We start from the raw sequence: 23864 nt of genomic DNA, 5'->3' as shown, positions 1-23864 counted from the left end.
ATCAGTTGATCAAAAATAATAAAATCATAAAAGACAGATTTATTTGATACATCACATTATGGGTGATAATGAAGCTGAACTAAAAAAAGCCGAATGATCTCCCATAGTTCCAGATGGCAGTTTGGAAAAGTAGTCATAACCGAGAAGAATGTGAAAACTTGACAATACTGGAGTTCTTCTTGCACACTGACTTACAGCGAATAATGAATTAATTGAGTGACACTACAATACCCCACATGTTTTTTCGCTGAAAAATGAATTTTCAAATTGTCTAAATTTTAACCATTTTATAATCATATTCCTTAATGGGAGTCCTTTGGCGGGGAATTCATATATCAGAACATAATAAAAAATAATAATTATTGACCGAACTGAAATTCTTTTGCTTTGCCGTACTAACGGTTAAGTCGGATGTAGTTTATACGTTCGGCCAAAGATTAATAATCTATTGGTGTGCCCAAAAATGGGCAGCGCAGGTTCTGCTGTATCCAAATTGGCAACACTAGCCTGCATACATACAATAGTGTTCTATAGCTCTGCCCGGATTCGGGCATCCAAGGGCCTGTCATGCCCAAATGGGACTATCGGCAGGCTACTGGATAATTAAAGGCACTAAGTGCCAGTTTTACCATGAACATTTCTATTCAAGACAATATCAATCCAAACAATCTAGCCGGGCTGCATCCGTATCCGATCGGATTCTGGGATAAGCCGCTAGAAATTGCGCAGAATCGATTCAAGCACAAAAGCCTGAGTGATTTTGCAGCCAACATTGCAGTCGGTTGCGCCCACAAATGCCGATTCTGTTACGTTCCGGAGGTCTCGGCCTCAAAGATGGCCAAGAAGCTGGAACCGCTCGGGGTTTCCGATCCTGACAGCGAATGGGGTAGCTATGTCTTCCTGCGTCCGTATGATGCGGCGACCTTCCTGAGGTCACTCAGGCGGGCCGACCGGTTGCCTGCCGAAAAGCTGACACCGGACGGACATCGAGCCGTGATGTTTTCGAGCACGACTGATCCGTATCAGGTCATTTATCACCCGGACGCAGAAACGCGAATCGCCCTCAATACATCAAGGTCCGGCTTGATGGTCCAAGCCTTGGAGGCGATCCGGGACCAGTCCTCGCTGAATGTGCGCATCCTGACCCGGAGCCCTCTTGTGAAAAAGGATTTTGACCTGCTAAAGAGTTTCGGGAACCGGCTGCTGCTGGGGATGAGCCTGCCAACCCTGCGGGCCGACCTCAGCGCACTTTACGAACCTGGAGCACCGGCTCCCGCACGCAGGCTGGAAACCCTGAAGGCCGCTGCGGAGGCAGGTATCCCCGTGTTCGTCGCAATCGCTCCGGTTTTCCCGGAGTCGGATTGTGACGACCTGCTGCAAACCATGTCTGCGGTGAAGGAACTGAATCCGTTCACCGTCTTCCACGAACCGATCAACATCCGGGGCGAAAACGTGAGCCGCATAGCAGCCTACGCCCGTTCCAAGAACATCCTGTTCAAGGAAGAGTGCTTTGCGCCGGACGAGTGGCCCAAGTATGCCCTCCGTGCCTTTGCCGAGGCGGAACACGCCGCCAAGGCCACAGGGCTCTACGACCGCCTGCACCTGTGGGTGGACGGGGCTCTCGGCACGAAGGAATTCCGGAGGCAGCAGGCCAACCCTGAGAACTACTCCCGGTGGGTCGATTACTGGTGGTCCAGAATTTCCGAATGGCCCGGGCATGAAGTCCGGATGCTCAATTCGGTATCCGCGCCGCCAAATCCGTTCGAAAGACCGGAGGACATCCAGGAGGAAGCCGCCTGAACCCGAACCTGTCCGCGCAGCCTGCCTGAGATGCATGATCCGCAGGTGACGGCCATACCTCATGGCCTTCGCCTGTCGGCCTGCTGCCCCCTGCTGCGCGGACGGGATTCCTTTGCCCACACATAAAACGACTATAGGCTTCGCTCTGTATTCATAATTTGGATGCATTTCGTTCCTTCGGGGCGGAGCCTTGTCAAATCTCATATACAATGAGCATTTTAGACCAAAATACAGCAGTCACCACGACACAAACGGCCAGCGAAGTTGCCAACGTTGCAACTTCATCCGCACCAGACCCAGACACCGAAACGCAGGTGTTTCAGTTCGACGAGGCACCAAACCACGAATGTCCCGAATTTGTTTATCAGGTTTTGGGTGATGTCCGAAAAGACGCCTCTTCCGGGGCATGGTTCTGTACCTGTCCCGGACAGGCCAACCATACCGGGAAGAATGGTCCCAAAGATTGCCGCTTGTATCTCGAACCGACGCCACACATCCACTGCTTCCACCAGAATTGCAGTGCAGAGGTAAAGACCGCTAATGCCCGGTTGACAGGTTTTGCCCGGAGCAGCGATACCCATGCGGACAAGAAAGCTCGCTCTGCGCTGGAGAAAATAATGAGACTGCGCAGCGAGGAGCTGGCGCGAATCAGTCGCCGGGCACGTTACGTCCGGGATTACTTGCTGAGGGAATTTCAGTGGCCGTACAATGCGATCAAAGGGGCGTCACCGGTTGCAATTCCTCCCGATGATCACGCCGCTCAGTGCCGGATGCTGATCGAGTGCTTTGAATCCGGCGACACGATTTGGGTCGGAGAACTCACCGCCTCCGGCCAGCTACGTCACGGCGCGTACTTCAGGACACGGGAGGAATGGATAGCGAACTGCACTCCTCCTCCGGCCCCCTTTATTTGCCCCGCCACGTTTCGCAGTGGTTCGCATTCCCGTAGTAATGCCTCATTGGATACACGGCGCTTCCTTGTGGTGGAGTCGGACACGCTTGACCGCGACAGGGTAGGAGGAATTTTCCGATTCCTTCGTGACAACGTGGGCCTGCCTCTGATTGCAGTCGTCAACACAGGAGGTAAAAGCCTACATGGGTGGTTCCGGTATCCGGACGAGAAAACCTTGCAGGAGCTGAAGGCGATTTTGCCTCAACTGGGCTGTGACCCGAAAATGTTCACCGCCAGTCAGCCTGCCAGATTGCCGGGCTTTCCTCGCGGACGCGGTTACCAGGAGCTAGTCTATTGCGATCCTGCTGCTGCCACAACCGGAGATATCCGGTCACTGGAGATCGCACTTCCGCTTCCCGAACTCTACTACACCGGGTCAAGAGGGCTGTTCTACACCCAGACGGAAACAGGGTGGACTGAAGTGTCCCAAGCGCTGGCCGAAAACATTCTGGTCGATGCCGGAGTCAGCAAAAATCCTCTTAACGGAGAACCCTTGCCTGAAACCAAACGTGCGATCATCCAGCTTGTTAAAGACAAAGCCTTGGATTATGCCGCACCTGTTGCCGGGTATCCGGTCGGGCTGCATGCCGTGCTGGGTCGCAAGATTCTCGTTACACGGGAATCTAGGCCGGTTGAAGCCAAAGCCGGTGATTTCCCGCTCATTCGAGACATTTTTCAGCAGTTGTTTGGCGAATGCCAACAAGCCTATGTCTATGGATGGCTGAAAATCAGGTATGAATCCCTGCTGAACCGGCGTTGGCATTATGGTCAGGTACTGGCTCTATGTGGGCCGAGGAATTCGGGGAAGTCGCTTTTTCAGGCACTGCTGACAGAGTTTTTTGGTGGGACATCTGCCAATCCGTATCCGTTCATGACCGGAGTAACCGCGTTCAATAGCGACTGGTTTGCTGCGACTCACCTCATGGTAGAAGATGCAGCAGAATCGACAAATTACGCGATACGCAGGCGTCTTGCCAGCTACATCAAGCAGATAGCTGTGAACAAGAAACAGAATTGTTCCCAGAAGTACCGTGATTCGGTCACGCTCATGCCAATCTGGGCGGCGACAATATCCCTGAATGACGAACCGACCTGTCTTCAGGTGCTACCGCCTATCGACGAGGATGTCCGGGACAAGATCATGCTCTTGAAGGTGAGTCATTGCAACATGCCGATGCCAACCGAAACTGCCGATCAGAAAGCCGCATTCTGGAATGCCTTGGTAGCGGAACTTCCCTCGCTGGCCGACTACCTGCTGAAATACCAGATTCCGGACGAGATCAGGTGTGAGCGGTTCAACGTTACCCACTACCATCACCCGGACCTGTTACAAGGGTTGGGCGAAATCGCACCAGCAACAACATTGATTGAAATTATTGATGCAGTCCTGTTCGCCGAGCATTCGAACGGGTTTAGTGCTCTGGACGGACCGGCGCGCCCGCTGTCAACATGGGAAGGAACAGCTCCCGAGTTACAGGCAAGACTTACTGAAAACACGAGTTATGGCAGTGTCGCCAGACAGTTGCTTCCACATCCGAACGCATGCGGGCAGCTACTAGGCCAGCTTGAAAGAGAGGAATGCCGCCGGGTGAAACGAAAGCGCACAGCACAGAAGCGCTTGTGGATAATTGAACCGCCCGCTGAGTTGTGACCAGTGGAGTACTCTAATGCCAAATTAGTCAGGTTTTTAGTCTAAAGCAAGCAGTGTCACTCTCGGTGATATATCTCATATCATCGGGAGTGATGATTCATGAAATTACATAATTTTTTAGAGTAAATACGTTACATAGGCATTACTGATGCCTTGATTGATCAGTGACACGGTGACACCTCTTTTTCCGTAATTTTCCGTTATATTTATATTATAAAAATACCCCGATTGAAAATCTAGAAAAAAAACGATGACACAGTGTCACTACTCGCCCTGCCTACATCTTTTCTGTCCGGCATCAACTGCCAAACAAGAAGCCTGAGCGTTGTTATCTTTCTGGCAAAATACGGCAGATATACTATATTGATGCAATGATTGTCCCGCTCACATCCCCCTATCCTGTTTGGTCTTATATCATTACTTGTCTGAAATGGGAGACAGTGATCCCGGAAATTTTCTCAATCCATTATTATGTTGACGTTTGCAAAAGCAATGCTTGATTGGGCATGGAGGGAAGCACCCCCTATGTGCATTTCTTCACCATTAGAGTGAACCCGTGTCATATCCAGATACAAATAAAATTATGTAATGAATGCAATGCTATGGTCATCCCGAGCGCCAGCCAGAACGAGCGCTGGCGGAAATACAGGTAGGTCCAGGCAAGATAAAATCCGCCGACCAGTCCTGCGCAAAGTCCGTGCGCCAGTCCGCCCCCCGCATAGTGCATGATGGCGAAAACCGCCATGCTCAGGATGTGCTGGGCTCCGACAGGGAGTTTCAGAAGACGTCCCAATTCAATCAGGAGCAACTGGTATTCGAATGTTTCTGTCACCGGCACTTGAATGCAGGAACGCCAGAGATAATCCGTCAGCAAAATCGCGCCAGGGGAAGATCTCGGCGGGTTCAGTATCTTGTACACGATAAAATGAACTCCTCGGAGAACAATCTGGTTTTCAAAAGCAAGGCAGAGCAGGAACAGCCACCACGATTTCCCCGAATAGAAATAATTGCGGATTTCTGCCAGAAGCCGGAGCCAGTGAATCGAGCGGCGGTTTCGATATACCGTCAGGCATGAAAGCGGGAGCGCATATGATGCACGGGGCCGCATTGAATTAAACGATTATGGCACAGGTTGGCTGGGCAGATACATTGGAAGCATATCGGAACATTTCCGGCAGGAGGTATCGCAAATGTTTTCTGCTGAGGACTCGTGCTATTATCACAGAAGCGACAAGCAGGAGCCAGAGAAGCAGTCTGGTAATGACGGATTTGTTCCAGGGTGAGAGGGTGGCTGCGGATTTCATCATATGTTGGTTGTGGAGTAGGAAAATCTTCGGGCAGGTAGCCGATTATCGGTTGACCGGAGGGCCGGAGGGAAATCGGTCTGTTTTGGCGAGCAGGGTTAATATCATGGTCAACAGAACCGAAGCGGCAAAAGCATACAGGCCTGCGTGAACCTTGACCTCAACCAGATCGCCGAGTTTCAGGGTTACGACCAGCAGGCCAACCACAAATATGTCGAGCATGGACCATTTGCCGACAGCGGAGAGCCAACCAAGGTGTTTCTTTTTTTTCAAATCAGTTTTGGAATCAAAGCCTATTTTGTAGAGGAAAAACAGTTTCAGAGCCGGAAATACCATCGAAAAGAAAAAGATAATAAGGAACAGGAATAATTGCCTATTCGTCAAGAGTGCCCATGTGCCAGACAGGAGTGAAACTGTATTCATTTCATCCACCCACTTGATCCCAAAAATCACGACTTCCTTTTTTATCGTGATCAACGGAAGAACAATGCCGAGCAGAAAGGTAATGCAGGCTGCCCCATACAGCAACGCTACGATGATAAACAAATCAGAATCCTGGACCGCAGTAACAGTTTTTTCATGTGAGTCGGTCTGTGACGTGGATATATCCTTCGTCGTTGGAATGGTACTGGGTAATGCTGAAATTATGGATTTGCACTTTGGGCAAGCATCTTCAGATACAGTACAGCCGCAACGAAGGCAGATCGATCCAAGTCTATAATCAGGTGGTTTCATCTATTTTTTGTGATATATGAAAACAGAAAAAACAATACGGGAGCCGAAATGCAAATGAGTGCAATGATGGAGACGACCTTCCCCGCAGTATCTAATTTCTTTGTGGTTTGGTAACCTTCTTGAAAGGCAAGGCAACGAATCAGAATTAGGATATTGGCAATCGGAACGAACATAAGCAAACAAAGCCATGGAGTCATGCCTATGTTTTTTAGACGGGACCAAACACTCCCCAAAAACAGCACCATAGATATAGTGAAAACCCCCCATGATTCTCCCGTGGAACCCTGAGGAACAATGGATATTAATTGCAATGCGATGCAGATTCCAAAAAACGGGAGCCGACGAATACCGGTTGGCCTTTGCGACTTATCACCCAAAAAGGCAGTTAGCGCGTTTTTCGGTCCGACATAGTTGTCTTCAATCTGCTTGCCCACCGTGACTGTTTCAGGAGGTGGTGCAATTTTTGTATGTAATGCCGAGCCTTGTACTAAAAGTGGTTGCAGAATGCTTTCCAAGCTTACCCATTCGGGCATCCCTTCCTGCCAAGCCCAATCAGTGGCTAGCAAGATTCCCTTGCCATAGTAAGATTTCAACTCATCCAGAGTATATTTCCCGACGTTCCTGCCGTTTCTTGAAATGTTATATTTCATGGCTCTGGTACTTCCCTGCCGTAAGGGTTACTCTCTGCCGGTTTACTTCCTGCCTTGGACGGAAGGGATGTGTTGTAATTTACCCCTATTGTGATTACAAGATTTCCTTCGGTATCAGTCTTCTGGCCTTTAATAGTGACACGTGGAACTTCTTTGCCGGAATTGCTATTTTTCACGAAAAAGTAGCCGATGCCCAAACCGCAAATGAATCCGATAATGGTGAGTATCAAGAGTGTCTTGAGTGAAAATTGCATTTTTATTGATGAATAGGGATTGTTGCCCGAAAGAATCTTGTCCGGGTTGTGCGGCAGCGTGGTAGAATGAGGTGGTATTGGTGTTGGCGGGTACGTTTTTTCGGTTTTTGACGCCTTTTTGATGTCTTTAATCCACGCCCGATATTGCGTTCCCTGTTTCTCGACGACCAGGAGGGAATTGTTTTCCGGACCGGACGTCATCACTAATGAATATTTGCTGATTTGTTGCCGTGAGTCGTCTCCTGTCAGCGAAAGCTGATCGGGAAGCGCACCTGATTTTTGCGGATGCAAGGGCCATTTGGGAATTGCAGATGGCATCGGCACTGGCGAGGGAACGGCAGTTTTGGCATATTGTTGAAAAACGGGAGATTCCAGCGCTTCCAGAATATCTGTCGCTTGCCATTCGCCCGCTTCGGTTTCCGCGACAAAAAGCACCCAACGGTGAGGGCGACCCCGACGATCACGCCCGCCATTAAGCACACGGAAAACACAGGTTCGTGCTCCCATCGTCCTGAGTCCGCCGATATAATCGGAATCAGACCAGTTGTTACAGGTGATGATTCCGAATCGTGCGGTCAATTCGGTAGCAATTCCCTTGATATAGGAGAGGGGTGGCGCGCCGTTTTGAGCGGTCCAGTAAGCATAGGCAGAAGAAGGGTCAAAAAAATCGTATGTAAACCAGTTCATGGGTGTTATGCGGAACAAAATGGTTATTGTCGAGGTAACGGGATGGATCGTGGCAGCGGTGGCGGGATTTTTTGATTCTTTTTGATATGCTTGTTCCAGCAATCGAATACGATGGCCGCACCGACAGCCGCGATAACAAGAGATATTAACGTCGCAATGGTTTGGTTAGTTGCCTGAAGCCGGAATTTTTCGTCCGAGGTTAACGGTTGTGACTCCGTTTCTGCATAATCCATGATACAATAAGCATTGATGCGTGCATCCTTCTCTCCCCAACTGAAATTGTATGTTTTTTCCCAAGTGACATAATACCCGGCTGACAAGGTGCCTCCATATTCTCTTCTGAACTGTTTCCCTCGAAAAGACACATCGATGTATGGTTTTTCAAAATGATATTGGCTCGTATTGAAAAATACGATGTCATCGGCAACACCAACATCGCCTTGCTTGATCTCACATTTCCAATATTCTTGCGGGATAGGTCGATATCCTCGTTTATTTACAGAAACATTTTTGTGTGTCGGGGTATTGGCATCAACGATTCCTGTTCCGATGAACAAGGAAGTCAGAAAAAGTCCTAGCAGAGCGAAGCCAGTCCACCAGTTTCGTTTTTTTTTAGCCGCGTTCAGCTTTTCTGCCTGAGCGGACTGTTCTTTGGCGTTTTTTTCTCTTTCTGCATTGATTTCGTCATTCCGGATATCCTGCAATGACATGGTCAGCCATATCATCAGTTCGGCCAGTCCTTCGGATTCAAACTGTGCCTTGGGACGGGAGCGGGCATTGCCTTGATTATCGACAAACGGGACCGTTTCCGCAATGGAGGCCACATAGAATGCCTTGAGGCGATCACCCGCATTGCGAATGATCCCATAAACAGTCGGAAGGCACGCCCGGATGGCTTCCAGCGGATCGCTTCGCGGAACCCCGATGCTGTCAAAATAAGGCAATAACTGGTCGTGCAGGGAGAGAAGAATCGCCGCACGGGTATTGCGCTCCAGGACGTTTCGGAGTGCCATGGCGATGGGGATCTCGACATCGGCCCGTTCGATGGCGGTTGCAGCGCGGATTGCCTCTCCCGGATTTATGAGAAACAGAAGGATGTCGGATTCGCGGATGGTGCGTAGCAGTTCGGTCTGTTTTTCGTTCAGGTCTTCAGGAGGTGAATCGAAGATAGCGCGGATGTCCTGGCCGGGAGCATCCTGTACTTTCATCGTATGTTCAACTCCATCGGGAGTGTGCAACTCCCATTCTAGCGAGGGGAGGGTGCCGGCGGGGGTGGATGGAGGCCAGTCTTGCTGGTCGGCGAGGATACTCCAGTTTTGGGCGACATAGCGCGCTGTTTCCCTGTTTTTGTACGCCATCCACGGGAAGCCCGGAGTCATTTCCTGATGACGCGTGGCGAAGACCGATATAAAAACGGTTTTGCCCGCGCCTTCGGTTCCTATGATGCAGATTTGAGCCATGATGTATCAGTTGTTCCCGGATTTCGACAGTGCCCGCATCCACGAAAGCATCGCAGGTTCATCAGCGTATTTGCGGAGCAAGCGGGCGTTTGCCAGCGGGCAGAACACGCGCCCGGGGATTCCGGTTCCCTGAAGATTGCGGCAGAGGATTTCACCGAGGAGGGCAAGGTTGCGGTTTACGCCGTCGAGACGGCCATCCGCGTGTTTGAGCAAACCGATCCGCCTGCATACGTCGGCGGCACCGGATTCCTCCCACCCTTCGATGTCCTGCCTTTCGCGGGCGAGCCGGGCCTGCTTTCCCTTGACAAAATGAATCTGCACCGCCGACCGGAGTTGTGGCGCAAAACGCTGTTCCCAGCGCTTCCTGTCCTCAGGCTCCCAGTCTTCGGCGTTGGTCACCACCAGATCATCACAGCGATCCACGAGGTATTGATGATAGAAGGCGAGTTCCTGACGGCCAATGCCCTGATCGGCCATCACCACCCAGAATATTTGCGCCACGTCATTTTTGAGAAAACCGGCAATGACTTCGTTGTCGTGCTGGCCGACCTCGCCAGCCACTCCGAAGCCCGGCGTATCGGCGAGAATCAGCCCCCCGGAAAGGATGTCGGCGGGCAGGGTGACTTCGAGACGGTTCCACTCGCGCTCCGTGCCGCCATCGTGCGCCACCATTTTGGAGAGTTGTTCATGGAGAGAGGCGGGCTGCGGAAATGTCCAGTGTTGCGGCATCAGGCGTCCCTGTGCCTCGGCCATGAGACGGAAATCCGGTCCATAGTTGAATTCGACAATGTTGGCGGTGCACGGGGCATTGCTGACCGGCGCGATTTTCATGCCGAGGAGGGCATTGAGCAGGGTGGATTTTCCTACATTGCCCAACCCGACCACGGCGACCTTGTAGGCTCCGGGCGGGCGCAGGCACCGTTGACGCATCAACATCAGTTCCCGCCTGAGGCCGGACAGCAGGACGCGGATTTTCCCCTGCGCATCGGGGTGAAGGTTTTCCGACTGTGCAACGAGGAGCAGCAGATCATCGATGATCTCTTTTGTCGTGACCGGGCTCATCGGATGAGGAGAGACGATTCTGCAAGGAGGCTGTCGAACTGCCTGTAACGTTCTTCGCTCGCTTTCGCGGCCTGGGCGTCTCCCGGCTGGAGAGCAGCTTTTTCCAAGGCCAGATCAATGGCGACCAAGCGATGGTCCAGATTGATGCGGAATTCCTCGATGATCTTGCCCGCCATCCGGCGAATGGCAGGCAGGCGTTCGTTTTTAAGTCCGGAGAAGGCGTCGGCGACGTGCTCTTCGATCTGTTCCTGCAAATTGCGCCTGCGCTTGCTGCGTGCCATGCTCCACGCAACCGGAACCGCCAGGGCACCGACACCGGCCAAAGCCCACCCCACCGGGCCAGCGGCAAGCAAGAGGGGGGATGCGGTGGAAACTGTGGCTGTGGGCCAGAGTGCAGAAATTACTCCACCTGCGACAGGGGCAAGCCCCGTCAGTCCAAAGTAGGACAACGCGCCACCTGCAAGAGTCGTGGCAGCCCCCAGCCCGGCTAAAGGAACCGTGGTTACTGCTGCCGCAATTGCTGCGGAAGCGGCAGTTGCCACCCCTACACCTCCTGCAATCATGGCCCCACCGGCAACGGCACCTTTGAGCAGGGTGTTGTCCGCGCTTGCCTCGATGTGTGCCGAACCTTCGGCATCGATGCTTACGCGAGGATAGGTGGCATCGAATTCCCGAGTAATGTCCCGGAGCGTATTTTCCATCGCAGAAAATATCGGGGATAGCGTGGATTCCACACATCTGGCGAAGATGCCGGGCAGGCGCTTTTCCAGCGCCTTTACCTGACCCAGCCCGGTTTTTTTGATTTCCTCCGTCAACTGGTGACGAATCTCCTTTTCCGCCTGAGGCAACTGTTCTGCCGTCTCGTCAACGGCGTTGTCCCATTTGATCTTGAATTCACGTTCCCGAAGCTGACGGGTGCTTTCGATGCTTTTCTTTTCCGTGGTCAATCGTGCGCGTTCCGCAGCCAATTCCCCGAAGGACTTTCCGACAGCGGCAGCAAGAGTAGCCAGAGACTGCAAAACAGGGGACGCCGCCTGCATGACTGCGGACACAAGCCGCCTGGTCATGACGACACCTCGCTCTTTCTGGAGGAAGGTTTCGATGTCAGCCCATAACGCGGAAACACCGCTTGCCTCCCATTCACCCAGGAACGCTTGCCGGGCGCTGATCTTGTGGATGACGGGGACAGATGCGCCTAACAGTCCGAGTTGTTTGCGATTGTGCGCTTCGCATTCAAGCAGTTCGCCCGGTTCGGTCTTGTCCATCTGGTTGATGGCAACAAACAGCTTGTCGATATCGGCCTTCCGGGCGTCGCGTAACAGGTCGAGTTCCTGTTCGTTAATGGGCATGCGGGCCGTTGTCAGGAGAAGCACGGCATCACTCTGTGGCAAAAACTGGTGCAGTATCTGGTCGTGATGTTCATGGACGGAGCCAAGGCCGGGCAGGTCAACCAGCGTGAGACCGCGCAGGCGCTCCGGAAACGGTCCGGTGATCCTGATCAACTGCACCTCCTTGATGTTGCCGGGGTTTCCTTCTTCCGTGGCGTATGCGCGAATATCCTCCGGTTTCAGGGATACACTCGTGCCGTTGCGGAGGATCGCTTCGACCAGAAGTGTCTGCCCCCAACTGAATGTGGTGGTGACGCTGGTAGCAGGGAGCTTGTCAACGGGAGCCAGCAGATCATCGGCGCGACCCAAAAGAGCGTTGATGAGGGTGGACTTTCCGCGTTTGGCGAGGCCCATGACGGAGAGCACGAAGCGATCATCCCTGTATCTGGAAACGGCTTCCTGGATCATGGAGACCGCTTTTGTATCGCCTTCGTCCTGACAGACGGAAAGGCAGCGTTCAGCCCACTGTACCAAGCGGGTTCGTGTTTTTTCGACGGTTTCTTGCATGGTTGGGTCGGGGGGGGAGACTTCGGGCGGGATCGCGAGGGGAAGAAGCGCGGGAAAAATCAAAGGAGGGAGACGTATGGCGCGAAAATGGGGCGGGGTTATTCCTGCCTGAGGAAAGAAAGGACGACGCAGGACGGACAAGGCCGGGCAGGGTGATGAGGGGCACTCCGGGCAACGACATGCCAGAGAACCGCAACTGCCGGGCGCGGCTCCGCAACCGGAGAGAACATGTGTGGCTGAAGGGTAATTACACCCCGCAGCCGCATCGCCTAGCGAAATCCTTTCCCTTGGCAAACTTGACAGGTGAACGGCGTGTTGGGCTGGAATCCCGTGCCCTTGCAAAAGGTACACTTGATCTTGACCGCAGCGTAGGTCGCCGAGGAGAGCACCACGAGAGCGGCGGCAGCAATAATGATGATTTTCTTTTTCATGGTTTGGATCGTTCGGATTGTTTTGTATTTTGATTATAGATACAAAAAAGGGCGTGTTTTTTCGAGTCCCCGATGTTGGAAGCAGGGGTTACCAGTTCTCTCTTATGTTCCATAAAACGAGGGCGACTATCTGGCGAGCAATGTAGAGGCGGGTATACTGCGTCTGGTTGGATCCCTGGAACTCCGAATCGAGAACCACGACGGAATCGGACTGCTCTGCGGTTTTCCAGCCAACTCGCGTATTGTGGCCGGCGCGTGTGGCATAATTGAGCATGTCGTGAAGCGTAAATCGACTGTAGGTGTACGTGGTATTGTTGAAGCCTCTGCGTCCGTTGCGGGAAAGCTGGACGGCGACAATCCTCCGGGCGGTGTCGGTGAGTATCAGCATGGTCTGGTACCCGTCGATTTCCAGCGTTGCCCGATAGACATAGAAGGAGTGTTGCGGGAAACCGGGAAGGTTGAACGGCCTGCTCCCGAATGTGGCAACCCCCAGTTTCTTTTTGGCCGACTCTATGTCTTCAAGAAATTCGATGTCGCGGTAGATCGGGAACGGTCGTGTAACCCGGATATCATCCGATGGAGCCGCGAGACCGTTGAAAATACGGCGCAAGTCCTCGATAATGTTTTCCTCCTCACCCTTGCGGCGCGCAGACTTCCAGCCGCTCATCAGCCTGATTTCCTCATCGAATTTTTCTTCAGCAACCGGGTCGGTATTTTGGGCGGCAGCAGTATCTGCGACAGGATCAGGATTCGTCGGCGATACCGGTTCCGTTTCTGCCAGGAGTGCGGAATCGGCCGTATCGGGAGTGGCGGTGACGCTGCTGTTCTGTGCCCTGAAACGCGCCATGTACTCTTCCACTGTTTCGGGCGGGGTTGCCTTGTGATATCGGGGAGCCCTTGGTGCAGCGGAAGCGGCGGTATCCGGAAGGGAGCCTTGGCGATCAAAGAGCAGGGACGAGTATTTTCTCTCTGCGGCAGCAAGCTCGTCACCTAGGCGTGCCTGCCCATCCCGAGCCTTGTCGAGTTCGTTGCGTACCCTGAAAAGCTCCGAACTGAGCAGGGATATTTCACTGCGCAGTCCCTGCGATTCGGCACGCAGACGGGCAACCTCGGCCACTTCCTGAGCCAAGCGTATTTCGGCCTGGCGTCGTGCCTCGTCAGCCTGTTCGGCCTGTTTTTGTCCGCAACCTGACAGCAACACTGCCAAGGATGTCACAAGGAAGACGGGGATTTTCATCGGGGAACGGCTCTGATGATCCGGAGGGAAAGCGGATTGATTGTCAGGGGGAAGAGCGGGGCGTTTTTGCACGGACCCTGTCGGAGGGACGGGACGGAACGGGGCAGGAATGTCTTGCGAGCCAACGGGGCAGCTTTTCCTCCAGCGCAGTCCGGATGAAATCGGCAACTTTTCCCCCGGTTTGCGTTGCTGCTGCCCGCAAGCGGGTCTCGGTCTGGTTGTCCAGGCGAATGCAGATCGAGGAAGTTGAACGGGAGGACTTCATATGGGTCGCAAAGTAGCCTGTTGTAGCGCAAATGAACAAGCCGAAAGTTGCTTGCCGGAGTAAAACAATGCGCTACGAATGGAGGGATGGCATTGAACAACGGCATCAACGTAAGGCTGTCCCCTGAGCTTCGTGAGAAGCTGGAGGCTCTGGCTGTGCGTCATGGGGTGAAGGCGTCGGTGCTGATTCGCCAGGCGATCATCGAAAAACTCGACGAGGTGGAACGTGAAAAAGCCATCGTGATCCCGGCCAGAGAGTCAAAACGCGCTTCCGGTACAAAAAAGCAGCCCTGAAGGTGCCCTGGCAGACCCCTCCCCCCTCCCTGAAACGGTCATTTTTTGTGGTATAACGTTTTGAGGGAAGTTTTAGCCACGAAGGCCGAAGCCTGACCCTCGAAAACCACGCATGAAGAACCCGCTCACTCACCGGAGCGGGCTTTTTTGTGCCCGTACGAAAGGAAACTCCTGTTATGGCCGTCATCATTGAAGCCAACTATTCGAAGAAGGTGGGGCTGCCTCACTATTCCTCGCACCAGTACTCGGTCACGCTCCGCACCGAACTGGCCGATCTCTCCCAACTGGAGAGAACCAACGCGGAGCTTTATTCCCGGCTGCAAACCTCGGTTGACGGCCAGATCGTCAATACCGGTCTGGTCCCCTCGGACCAGTCGGGACGGTTTGCGGCACCGGGGAGCGGTTCCGGACAGCCCGAAACCTTCCGTTCCCGATCCTCAACCGGCCCGGACTCCACTGTAACCAGCGGCAACGATCCGGGCGAGGCAGGCTGGCGCTGTTCGGACAAGCAGCGCGACCTGATACTGAAGATCGTCGCCGATCACTCGCTGCAAAAACAGGACATCGAAGACCTGTCGGTGCAGCGGTTCGGCGTCGGCGTCCGGCAACTCAACAAGATGCAGGCTTCCGGCCTCATCGATGAATTGCTGGAAACCTGCACGGACAGGAGGCAGGGACGGGGCAACGGAGGCGGACGGGGTTCGTATCGCCGCACGTCGGGTTATCCGGCGGCAGGGAGGGCGGGCCGATGATTGCCATCCCTCCGCTTCCGGAAGGCAACGCGGGCAACAGCACCACGGTTCCGCCTCCCGCCGCTTCGGCTGACGGTGGCGATCCGCTGGAATACGTCAGCGTGTCGCGCCTGAAGTCGTTCCTGTCCTGCCGCCTGAAGTTTTATTACGAAAAAGTGCTCGCATTGCCTGCGCCCGTCTCGCCGGGGCTGCACTTCGGCAAGGCGGTCCACGAGGGCTTGCAGCACTTCAACAAGGCTCGCTGGCGCGACGGGGATTTTTCCGAAACCGCCGTGCTCGCCGCCTTCAGCCGTGCGTTTGCCGACCCTGACGACGGGAAACCGGTCGAATGGGAAAGCAACGACGAGAAGGCAGAGCTTCAGGCCAAGGGCGAAGTGCTCCTGCGGGCGTTTCTCGCCAGCGGCGTGCACCCGGCAACCGAACAAAAACCGCTCGGCGTCGAGGTGAGGCTGTCGGCGGAACTGCCCGGACTGGCCTTGCCCCTGCTGGGTGTGATCGACCTCGTGAAGGCGGATCACACTCCGGTGGACTACAAGACCATCGCGCAGACTCCGAACCTCGAAAACGAGACGTGGCAACACGAGCTTCAGCTTACCGCCTACACGCTGCTGATCGAGGACGCCACCGGGGAAACCTGTCCGGGCAACGAACTGGTGTTTCTGGTGAAAACCAAGATACCGAAAATTGTCCGGCAGGCGTTCCCCTCTCCGACGCAGGCTCAGCGGGACCGGTTTTACCGGCTGGTGGACATCTACGCCAACGGGGTGGAACTCGGGCACTACTACCCGTCGCCGGGACAGCAGTGTGCGTGGTGTCCGTTCCGGAAAGCGTGTGCGCAATGGACCGGAGGTGTGTCGTGAGAAACAGACTACACATTTTCCCGGTTCCTGCGCTGCTTGCCGGTCTGCTGCTCCTGGCAGCCTGCAACGGGGCAAACGGAAAACCCGTCGAGGTGGACGCGCCGAAACTGGCAAGTTCGCTCAAATGGGTCGGGACGTGCGCGGTGCTCTGCTCCACTGTGGGCGGGGTCTGCCTCGTTCTCGCCAGCCGCAACAACCGGAGGAAATAGCCATGCCTGTGATCCTCCGTCTGGTTGTCATGCTGGCGCTGGCGTTCATTGCGGGCAGCACGATCACTCCGCTCGCGTGGAGTCATGCGCTGGCCCGTGACGCCCGGCAAATCCTCAGTCCCTTCATGGTGTTTTCGGTGGCGATCCTGATCTTCGCCGTCGCCTTTGCCGTGAGGGAATGGAGGGCACGCCGATGAAGATTCCGCCAGTCCGTTCGTGGCAGTTTCGCCCTGTCTCCGGCTCCGTGCCGGTCATCGTCCTGGCGGCGTTTGTCGCCGGGGTCTTCGTGGGCGCGGGATTGTGGTTTCCGCTGCTTGCCATCGGGGCCGCATGGCTCTGGTGGCATTGCTGTCGTACAAAACCGCCGTCCCCGCCTGATCTTCCGTCTCTTCGTGACGGGTGAATGCGGCCTGTCCGCGTTCACTCGCATCAACCGTCAACCTCAACCCGTGCCTGCGCCGTCCATCCGTCGCGGGCTTTTTGTCAAACCATCAATAATGTATTTTGGAAAAACTACAATGATCTCGTTTTCAAAAGAAACACTCCGCGAGGCCCTTTCCGGCCTGCGCGTTCTCAAACCCGGCAGACAGGGACTCGCGGCCTTGCGCTGTGTCCGTGTCACCGGAACCGACGGCGTTGTCCGGTTCGAAGCCACCAGCCTGGACGAATACCTTTTGTACGAAGTCCCCGGAAAATCCGGCGAGCCTCGCACGGAAGAAAAGGTACTCGTCCCCTGGAGCGTGCTGAACGGTGTCGTCAAAACCGCCGATGCCGGTTCAACCGTCTCGATCTGCACGCAGCCCGATCCCGTGATCCGTTGCGAGAGCAAGGGCGGGCCGGTGGTTTTGCCGTTCGCTACCCAGCCGCTGGCCGACTGGCCGGACGCGCCGGACGCAGGCAGATGCACTCCGGTCGGCATTCCGTCATGTGTGCTGGCCGCGATGGTCGAGGCGGCAGGCTGCGCGAGCACCGACGCCAACCGTTACCTGCTCAACAGCGTGCTGCTCGAAAAGCACGCCGTTGTCGGCTGCGACGGACGGCAGATGTACGTGCGCAACCACCTCAACCTGCCTCTGGCCGACGAGTGCCTTGTATTTCCTCTCTCCGGAGCGCCCGCCGTCCTCGGCAAGAATGCCGGCGACACGCTGCTTTTCCGGACGTGGAAACAGGGTTGCCGGTCACTGGCAAGAATCGCGGCGGGACCGTGGTTGTGGACCACCCGGCTGATCGAGGGGAAATATCCGAACTGGCACCGGGTGATTCCCGATATCGACGGCTACAAGGCCCGTCTGCGTATCTCGGAAGAGGATGCGGAACGTCTCACGACGGTGTTGCCACAACTTCCCGGATACAGGGACGGGCACAGCCCGGTTTGCCTGACGATCCGGGAGGAAGGCGCGTTCCTGAATCCGCCGCCGCACCTGCCGCAGGTCCGCGTGGATCTGGACAAAAGCCGGGTTCTGGCCGTTCCGGACGATGGCGACGGTCTTCAGGATGTGCAGTTCGACGCGAACTACCTGCTGGGAGCACTCCGGCGAGGGTTTCGGGAACTGCGCATCCTCGACGACGTGACACCTGTTGTCATGCGCGACGAACACAGGCTCAACCTGTGGATTCCCAACCGTCCGCGTGTCGGTCCCGCTCCGGCCAGAACGTCAACCACTCCGTCCGCCGCCCCGGCCATCACGCCGAAAGCTGCGGATCACCCGGATGCGGAGCCTGCCTCATCGCAGGCCGCATCCACCAACGAAAACAAAACCACGACCGGCAACAGCCCGGTCACAATCACAACCCGCAACGAAAGCACAACCATGGTAGCCATCGCACATCAACGCATCGGCAACAACACCGGCACTCCCGGCATTGTCGCCAGCACGTCACAAAAGCCGCACGTCATTGCCGCGCCGGAGGCCCAGGCTTCCGGCGTCGATGCCGCGCAGCAGTCGATCCAGCGAGCCCGTGATCTCCTCCGGGAGTTGAACGGCGCGCTGGGCAACCTTCAGGTTCTTGTCCGTGAATCGGTCCGCCAGCACAAGGCGCTCGAACGCGACCATGAAACCCTGAAGAAAAACATCCGCGCCCTCCGCACCGTCGAAGTGTAGCGCGTGTTTATCAGATAACTACACAACACAGAAAGCAGACAAAGCAGAGAGCAGGCGAAGGCCACGTATTCCCCGAGGGAGCGTGGCCTTCGTCGTTTTCCGCACACGCAAAACCGATCCGTCACATCCACATCGCACAAAACAGCCAACCATCAACCACACCATCAATCATCATGAAATGTAACCTCCTCCTCCACTGCGGAGCCGCTGCCGTCGAACGCAGCGCACTCCGCGAAGTTCGCACACCGCTGGCAACGCCCACCTGGACGCCGATCCCGCATTTGCGGCTCGTCGAACAGATCGAGCGTGCGCTGGTTTCCGCCCGCCTCTCCATCGTCAATCAGGCCCATGCCCTGTCGCACGGCGGCGACCGTTATTTCGGCCTCATTCAGGTCCGTAACGGCTCGCAGCATTCCGACTATGCCTGGGTTCTCGGCCTGCGAAACTCGCACGACAAACGCTTTCCTGCCGGTCTCGTCGCCGGTTCCCAGGTCTTCGTTTGCGACAATCTGTCGTTTCACGGCGAAATCAGTATCGCCAGAAAACATACGCGTTTCCTCAACCGTGATCTGCCCATGCTCACCGAGAGGGCCATCGGCCAGCTTGTGGACCGGTGGCATTCGCAGGACGAGCGCATTGCCCGCTATCGGGATGTTCATATCGGAGACACCGAAGCGCACGATCTGATGATCCGGGCGGTGGACAGCGGCGTCTGCCCGGTCACGACGCTGCCCAAGGTTCTCGGCGAATGGCGTAAACCCGGCTACGAAGAGTTCCGACCGCGCAACATCTGGAGCCTGTTCAACGGCTTCACCGAGGCGCTTAAAGGCAACCTCCCGATGCTTCCCGCCCGCACCCAAGCTTTGCATGGCCTGATGGACGGGTACGTGGGGCTGGCCGGGAGGAACTGACTGGCTGGCAACCCCGGCCATCGACAAAGGTTCTCCTATGGAGGGCCTTTTTTTAGCTGGGAGGGGAGACCTGGAGAAAAAGGGGAGCAGATGATGACACCGTGACACCGAAAAGGCAGAACCTCTCCCTGTTCATTTCTTCATTTATTTTTTCTATTCTGAAATTCAGGTAAAAAGAGTGTCATGGTGTCATTGTACCCCATACTTGCAGTTCTCTTGCTTTCAGAAGCCCACAACTAACACAGGCTTGCCTTCACGCCATGAATCTCCCAACTTCCGTTTCCTATTCAGCGTCGAGCCTCCGGTTGCCAGTCTCCTATCGGTTTTCTTCCCCTTGGCTTTCACCCTTTCAACCACCCATTCCTCTCACTGGTTACTTTTCCGCTCCGGGAACGTGACGGGGCGAAGCTCACGTAAGTTCTCCTCGGCCGATCGGATCCTGCCTGAAACGTCACCTGGCAAGGCTTCATCAGGTGATGCAAATTCATTGCCCCTTTCAGCGCATCGAAATTTCAGATCCGAAACCCGTTATCCACCCGGCCCTATCCGTCCAGCGGACTCCGCATCCCCGGCCCATCCTGCGAAAAAATCGGCCCCTCTCATGCCTTCGGTTCCGCTTTTTGGCTTCCGCTTTGCGAAGTTACCATACTCCCCAAAAGCCGAACTGGATCCAGGGACCAAGTTTCATTTGGTTTACAAGAATCGATTCATAAACAACTTACTGATGATCAAACCCAACATCACTATTTCCCGACTTCCCCCAAAAAACCGAACCCCGAGTTCCGCTCAATAACACTGTTAGGCAGAAATCAAAAAACAAAATCATGACTAAAGTAAAAAATGTAGAGAAACGCATCTGGGACATCGAAGGATTCGATGTCGTTATCAAACAAAACGGGAAGAATAAGCGAAGCGACGCATCAGGATTACCTCACTACATCAAATACGAGAAGATGGCGAAAAATGATATGACCGTAAGTGAGTGGAAGAAGGCCAGATTTTCGCCTACGTTTCCTGGCTATACGGTTGATGTGATAGACGGAAACGGAAAGAAAGTTACAGGGAATACTAAGCTGGGCACTGTGCGCGACACTTACTCAGAAGAATAAAAGAAGAAGCCTAACAAAGCGATGCAGCCAACTCCGGTGCTTGTCACAGATCGTGCTGACGCACGCTCTGCGCCAAGCACCTCCGTGGCTGATCTTGGACGTTAGGCAAAAGAAACACCAATATGAAAAGCAGAACGTTGCCATGGTGGATCGCTCCGGTGATCATGCTCGTCGGTATTCCATCCACTTATGCCGCCATATTCTACAGCCGAATTGGCATCAATCTGGCGTATGGACAGCGTGAGATACTCGAAGAAAAGTCCCTCGGTGCCACCGTTCTGATATGGATGGCGATATTTGCAGGAGTCGTAACCGTCCGATTACTTACCAAGCGAATCGAAAAGAATGAAAACTGAGCCTAACAAGGCGCTGGAGCCAATGCGATTGGAGCTACGCAAGTATTCGCAAGGTTTCTTTGGTTCTCGTCACCTTCCATCTCGCATGGCTCATCTTTCACGTTCGGCAATATCAATAAAATCACCATGAAGCTCAGCATCCTATCAATTCACAATCACGGCGACCAAACAAAAGAATACGTTTGGCTAAAAGCCGAATCCGACATTAGGGCATGGAGTCACATTATTACCGATACAACTTACACAAAAGAGGGCAAGGTGTCCTCGCTATTACGTCACATGTATTGGATTCCCGCAGCGGCCAAAAAAGGCGACTCAATAATTATTTACACAAGGTCAGGCACCGACAGCTCCACCAAAAATTCAGATAATACGATGACGCATCATTGTTACTGGGGACTCAAAGGCCCAATTTGGAATGACGATGGAGATTGCGCTGTGTTAATCGAAATCGCGGAGTGGATACATAAAAACAAGAAATAAGCCTAACAAAGCGATGCAGCCAATTCCGGTAGCTGTCACGCCTCATGCTATCGCATGAGCCGCGCCATCTATCTCCATGGCTGATCTTGGACGTTTGGCAGAAAACCAAAACTATGAATCGTAAAGTTACAGGCAGTGACGGTCGAAGCATCCAGATTCCACCCGGCTACAGATCTCTCCAAGGGAGCGATGGACACATGATCAAGGTCGGACCTGACGAGCGTGCGGTCCAAGGAAGCGATGGTCGCATGATTGCCGTCCCGCCCGGTTATCGTTCCGTTCAAGGAAGTGACGGCCGAATGATTGCGGTAGCACCGGGAGCCCGCTCCGTTCAGGGGAGTGATGGACGAATGATCGAAGTGCCCGCCGGCTATCGTTCCGTGCAAGGGTCAGATGGCAGAATGATCGCGGTTCCGCCCGGCTACAGAGCGCTTCAAGGATCCGACGGAAGAATGGTAGCGATCCCGCCGGGAAAGTCGGCCGTGCAGAATTCAAAAGGCAGAATGACAGCAAAATGAAAAATGAGCCTAACAAAGCGATGGAGACAATTCCGGTAGCTGTCACGCCTCGTGCTGAACGCACGAGTCGCGCCATCTACCTCCGTGGCTGATCTTCGACGTTAGGCAAAGCAAGTAAAACATGAAAACTACAAATGATATTATCCGTATCGTCGCCAATGGTGGTGGCGTTATTGTCGACGCTAGCAAAACGACCAATGACTTGATCCGAATTGCAGCGAACGCAGCGAGTAGCGGGGCTACAGTAATAATTCGAGGAGCGGGCAGTAAAACGACCGATGATCTAATTCGAATCGCCGCTAACGGGAAAGGAAAGGTCATCCTGGAATTATGATGCAGAATGAAAACCGAGCCTAACAAAGCGATGCAGCCAACTCCGGTAGCTGTCACGACTCATGCTATCGCATGAGTCGCGCCATCTACCCCCATGGATGATCTTGGACGTTAGGCTAAAATATATGATTACAGAGAATAGGATCATTGACGCGCTTTGTCGCCATTTAGAAAATACGGGATATGAAATTGAGGGAAAATGCTACACCAATCAACGCGGAATTGATATCATAGCATCCCACCCCCAAGAGGGTTTACTGTTCATAGAGGCAAAAGGAGAAGGCTCTAGCCGACCCACAAATGTCGGACAAGAATGTTTTAGCCGAGATCAAGTAAATGATCATGTAGGCAGAGGGCTGCTCCGTATATTGAAGATTTGTGCCGCTGGCTGGAATACGGCGCTTGTATTTCCAGATAATGACGACCACACTGCGGAAATTCAAGCGATCATCGATATCCTGCTGCATTTGAATATTAAGATCTTCTTTGTTAACTCGACATCAAATGTTAGAGAAGAAAACGGAGCCTAACAAGGCGCTGCAGGCAACTCTGTTAGCTGTCACGCCAGCTACCTGCGTGGCTCAGCTTCGACGTTAGGCAGAGAAACCATGAGCGAACATCTAACTGAAGCCGAGCAGAAGCTCGACAGCGCCTTTCAAGCGATTTTCCAAATCGCCACTGGAGCACTGGCGCTATCGATTACCTTTCGAGGCGAAATTGCGCCGGAAGGTGCCAAAGCGAAATGGATATTATCTCTCGCGTGGATCCTTCTGGCACTGGTTCCGATTTCGTACGTCTTTCTCCGACTTATGGAGGCTTCGAACGCTGTATTCTGGAACAATCGGCATAGGGAGCTTAACGAAAAGATTAAGAAAGTTAAGCCGGTAGAGCCGATGGCGGGAATCCCTCCTGAGTTGCAGCGGTCGCTCAAAAGTGCGGAACTCTGCTGGCGGGTCATGTTAGGATCGTTTGTGTTTGGGATCGTTGCACTTCTCGTGTTCGGAATAATTAATAATTAAAATGAGCCCAACAAAGCGATGCAGACAATTCCAATGGCTATCATGCCTCGTGCTTTCGCATGCTACCTCCATAGCTGGATTATTGACGTTAGATAAAAGAAGGATACAATGACACCTCAAACATCAGATAACCTAGCCGTTCTTATAGATGCTGATAATGCACAAGCAAGCGTTGCTGCTGAACTTTTGGCAGAAGTTTCCCAGTATGGAACAGCGACAGTTAAAAGGGCTTATGGCGATTGGACAACATCCAATCTAACTGGATGGAAGGAAACCCTGCACAATCATGCGATTCAACCAATACAACAATTCAGATTTACAGTTGGAAAAAATGCAACGGATTCGGCCCTAATCATTGATGCTATGGATCTTCTGCATGGAAGAAGTGTGGATGGATTTTGTTTGGTCTCATCTGACAGTGACTTTACTCGGTTAGCAACGCGAATAAGGGAGGCAGGTTTAACAGTATATGGCTTTGGCGAAAAGAAGACGCCTCGTCCTTTCGTTGCAGCCTGCGATAAGTTTGTATTCACAGA

The 23864-nt window shown here is 53.8% G+C and carries 20 protein-coding genes; 12 read left to right on the top strand and 8 right to left on the bottom strand.

Going from position 1 to position 23864, the window contains the following annotated elements:
* The first annotated feature begins 834 nt into the window (after nucleotides 1-834).
* Nucleotides 835-1800 carry a hypothetical protein gene (locus OPIT5_29985; GenBank protein AHF94930.1) on the top strand — a complete coding sequence of 322 codons (966 nt, stop codon included), beginning with the start codon at nucleotides 835-837 and terminating at the stop codon, nucleotides 1798-1800.
* A 548-nt stretch (nucleotides 1801-2348) separates the two neighbouring features.
* A complete protein-coding gene (locus OPIT5_29980; protein AHF94929.1) occupies nucleotides 2349-4403 on the top strand; it encodes a hypothetical protein in 2055 nt (684 codons plus the stop codon).
* A gap of 559 nt (nucleotides 4404-4962) precedes the next feature.
* Here the strand turns inward: OPIT5_29980 and OPIT5_29975 are convergent.
* The 7 genes from OPIT5_29975 to OPIT5_29945 form a co-directional block, all read right to left on the bottom strand.
* A complete protein-coding gene (locus OPIT5_29975) occupies nucleotides 4963-5241 on the bottom strand; it encodes a hypothetical protein (protein ID AHF94928.1) in 279 nt (92 codons plus the stop codon).
* A 511-nt stretch (nucleotides 5242-5752) separates the two neighbouring features.
* Complete coding sequence (locus tag OPIT5_29970; GenBank protein ID AHF94927.1) at nucleotides 5753-6253, bottom strand: hypothetical protein; 501 nt, start codon at nucleotides 6251-6253, stop codon at nucleotides 5753-5755.
* 1803 nt (nucleotides 6254-8056) lie between these two features.
* On the bottom strand, nucleotides 8057-9493 hold the full coding sequence (locus OPIT5_29965) for a hypothetical protein (protein AHF94926.1): 1437 nt from the start codon (nucleotides 9491-9493) through the stop codon (nucleotides 8057-8059).
* 6 nt (nucleotides 9494-9499) lie between these two features.
* The gene (locus tag OPIT5_29960) at nucleotides 9500-10555 is read right to left on the bottom strand and encodes a hypothetical protein (GenBank protein AHF94925.1); all 1056 of its coding nucleotides are present in this window, start codon (nucleotides 10553-10555) and stop codon (nucleotides 9500-9502) included.
* Nucleotides 10552-12513, bottom strand: a complete 1962-nt coding sequence (locus OPIT5_29955; GenBank protein ID AHF94924.1) for a hypothetical protein — start codon at nucleotides 12511-12513, stop codon at nucleotides 10552-10554. Before OPIT5_29955 ends, OPIT5_29960 begins: the two co-directional genes overlap by 4 nt.
* Nucleotides 12514-12719: 206 nt before the next feature.
* Nucleotides 12720-12881 carry a hypothetical protein gene (locus tag OPIT5_29950; GenBank protein ID AHF93769.1) on the bottom strand — a complete coding sequence of 54 codons (162 nt, stop codon included), beginning with the start codon at nucleotides 12879-12881 and terminating at the stop codon, nucleotides 12720-12722.
* A gap of 88 nt (nucleotides 12882-12969) precedes the next feature.
* Nucleotides 12970-14118, bottom strand: a complete 1149-nt coding sequence (locus tag OPIT5_29945) for a hypothetical protein (protein AHF94923.1) — start codon at nucleotides 14116-14118, stop codon at nucleotides 12970-12972.
* A 351-nt stretch (nucleotides 14119-14469) separates the two neighbouring features.
* On the opposite strand from OPIT5_29945, the gene OPIT5_29940 reads away from it, so the two are divergent.
* The 8 genes from OPIT5_29940 (at nucleotide 14470) to OPIT5_29905 (ending at nucleotide 20975) form a co-directional block, all read left to right on the top strand.
* A complete protein-coding gene (locus OPIT5_29940) occupies nucleotides 14470-14676 on the top strand; it encodes a hypothetical protein (GenBank protein ID AHF94922.1) in 207 nt (68 codons plus the stop codon).
* 176 nt (nucleotides 14677-14852) lie between these two features.
* Nucleotides 14853-15428: a hypothetical protein gene (locus OPIT5_29935; protein AHF93768.1), complete on the top strand. Its 576-nt coding sequence runs from the start codon at nucleotides 14853-14855 to the stop codon at nucleotides 15426-15428.
* The gene (locus OPIT5_29930) at nucleotides 15425-16288 is read left to right on the top strand and encodes a hypothetical protein (protein AHF93767.1); all 864 of its coding nucleotides are present in this window, start codon (nucleotides 15425-15427) and stop codon (nucleotides 16286-16288) included. The genes OPIT5_29935 and OPIT5_29930 overlap by 4 nt, the downstream gene beginning before the upstream one ends.
* Nucleotides 16289-16499: 211 nt before the next feature.
* Nucleotides 16500-16694 carry a hypothetical protein gene (locus OPIT5_29925; protein AHF93766.1) on the top strand — a complete coding sequence of 65 codons (195 nt, stop codon included), beginning with the start codon at nucleotides 16500-16502 and terminating at the stop codon, nucleotides 16692-16694.
* Between the two features lie 321 nt (nucleotides 16695-17015).
* The gene (locus OPIT5_29920; protein ID AHF93765.1) at nucleotides 17016-18599 is read left to right on the top strand and encodes a DNA polymerase sliding clamp subunit; all 1584 of its coding nucleotides are present in this window, start codon (nucleotides 17016-17018) and stop codon (nucleotides 18597-18599) included.
* A gap of 173 nt (nucleotides 18600-18772) precedes the next feature.
* A complete protein-coding gene (locus OPIT5_29915; GenBank protein AHF93764.1) occupies nucleotides 18773-19510 on the top strand; it encodes a hypothetical protein in 738 nt (245 codons plus the stop codon).
* A gap of 824 nt (nucleotides 19511-20334) precedes the next feature.
* Nucleotides 20335-20619 carry a hypothetical protein gene (locus tag OPIT5_29910; GenBank protein AHF94921.1) on the top strand — a complete coding sequence of 95 codons (285 nt, stop codon included), beginning with the start codon at nucleotides 20335-20337 and terminating at the stop codon, nucleotides 20617-20619.
* Nucleotides 20620-20741: 122 nt separating this feature from the next.
* Nucleotides 20742-20975: a hypothetical protein gene (locus OPIT5_29905; GenBank protein AHF94920.1), complete on the top strand. Its 234-nt coding sequence runs from the start codon at nucleotides 20742-20744 to the stop codon at nucleotides 20973-20975.
* A 1588-nt stretch (nucleotides 20976-22563) separates the two neighbouring features.
* On the opposite strand, the gene OPIT5_29900 is transcribed toward OPIT5_29905, so the two are convergent.
* Complete coding sequence (locus OPIT5_29900) at nucleotides 22564-22776, bottom strand: hypothetical protein (protein ID AHF94919.1); 213 nt, start codon at nucleotides 22774-22776, stop codon at nucleotides 22564-22566.
* A gap of 141 nt (nucleotides 22777-22917) precedes the next feature.
* Between OPIT5_29900 and OPIT5_29895 the strand changes: the two genes are divergently transcribed.
* Nucleotides 22918-23328, top strand: a complete 411-nt coding sequence (locus OPIT5_29895) for a hypothetical protein (protein AHF94918.1) — start codon at nucleotides 22918-22920, stop codon at nucleotides 23326-23328.
* A gap of 148 nt (nucleotides 23329-23476) precedes the next feature.
* Nucleotides 23477-23587, top strand: a complete 111-nt coding sequence (locus OPIT5_29890) for a hypothetical protein (GenBank protein ID AHF94917.1) — start codon at nucleotides 23477-23479, stop codon at nucleotides 23585-23587.
* Nucleotides 23588-23864: the final 277 nt, after the last annotated feature.

The sequence above is a fragment of the Opitutaceae bacterium TAV5 genome, from assembly GCA_000242935.3.
GTDB lineage: Bacteria > Verrucomicrobiota > Verrucomicrobiia > Opitutales > Opitutaceae > Geminisphaera.
Note: the sequence above shows the minus strand (reverse complement) of the source record. Positions and strands in the feature narration are given on the sequence as shown.

Bases quoted from the DNA above. Each gene is read 5' to 3' on its own strand.
- OPIT5_29985 (AHF94930.1), top strand. From the start codon at position 835: ATGGCCAAGAAGCTGGAACCGCTCGGGGTTTCCGATCCTGACAGCGAA.
- OPIT5_29965 (AHF94926.1), bottom strand. From the start codon at position 9,493: ATGGCTCAAATCTGCATCATAGGAACCGAAGGCGCGGGCAAAACCGTT.
- OPIT5_29960 (AHF94925.1), bottom strand. From the start codon at position 10,555: ATGAGCCCGGTCACGACAAAAGAGATCATCGATGATCTGCTGCTCCTC.
- OPIT5_29950 (AHF93769.1), bottom strand. From the start codon at position 12,881: ATGAAAAAGAAAATCATCATTATTGCTGCCGCCGCTCTCGTGGTGCTC.
- OPIT5_29945 (AHF94923.1), bottom strand. From the start codon at position 14,118: ATGAAAATCCCCGTCTTCCTTGTGACATCCTTGGCAGTGTTGCTGTCA.
- OPIT5_29940 (AHF94922.1), top strand. From the start codon at position 14,470: ATGGCATTGAACAACGGCATCAACGTAAGGCTGTCCCCTGAGCTTCGT.
- OPIT5_29935 (AHF93768.1), top strand. From the start codon at position 14,853: ATGGCCGTCATCATTGAAGCCAACTATTCGAAGAAGGTGGGGCTGCCT.
- OPIT5_29930 (AHF93767.1), top strand. From the start codon at position 15,425: ATGATTGCCATCCCTCCGCTTCCGGAAGGCAACGCGGGCAACAGCACC.
- OPIT5_29925 (AHF93766.1), top strand. From the start codon at position 16,500: ATGCCTGTGATCCTCCGTCTGGTTGTCATGCTGGCGCTGGCGTTCATT.
- OPIT5_29920 (AHF93765.1), top strand. From the start codon at position 17,016: ATGATCTCGTTTTCAAAAGAAACACTCCGCGAGGCCCTTTCCGGCCTG.
- OPIT5_29915 (AHF93764.1), top strand. From the start codon at position 18,773: ATGAAATGTAACCTCCTCCTCCACTGCGGAGCCGCTGCCGTCGAACGC.
- OPIT5_29910 (AHF94921.1), top strand. From the start codon at position 20,335: ATGACTAAAGTAAAAAATGTAGAGAAACGCATCTGGGACATCGAAGGA.
- OPIT5_29905 (AHF94920.1), top strand. From the start codon at position 20,742: ATGAAAAGCAGAACGTTGCCATGGTGGATCGCTCCGGTGATCATGCTC.
- OPIT5_29900 (AHF94919.1), bottom strand. From the start codon at position 22,776: ATGCAGCAGGATATCGATGATCGCTTGAATTTCCGCAGTGTGGTCGTC.
- OPIT5_29895 (AHF94918.1), top strand. From the start codon at position 22,918: ATGAGCGAACATCTAACTGAAGCCGAGCAGAAGCTCGACAGCGCCTTT.
- OPIT5_29890 (AHF94917.1), top strand. From the start codon at position 23,477: ATGCTGATAATGCACAAGCAAGCGTTGCTGCTGAACTTTTGGCAGAAG.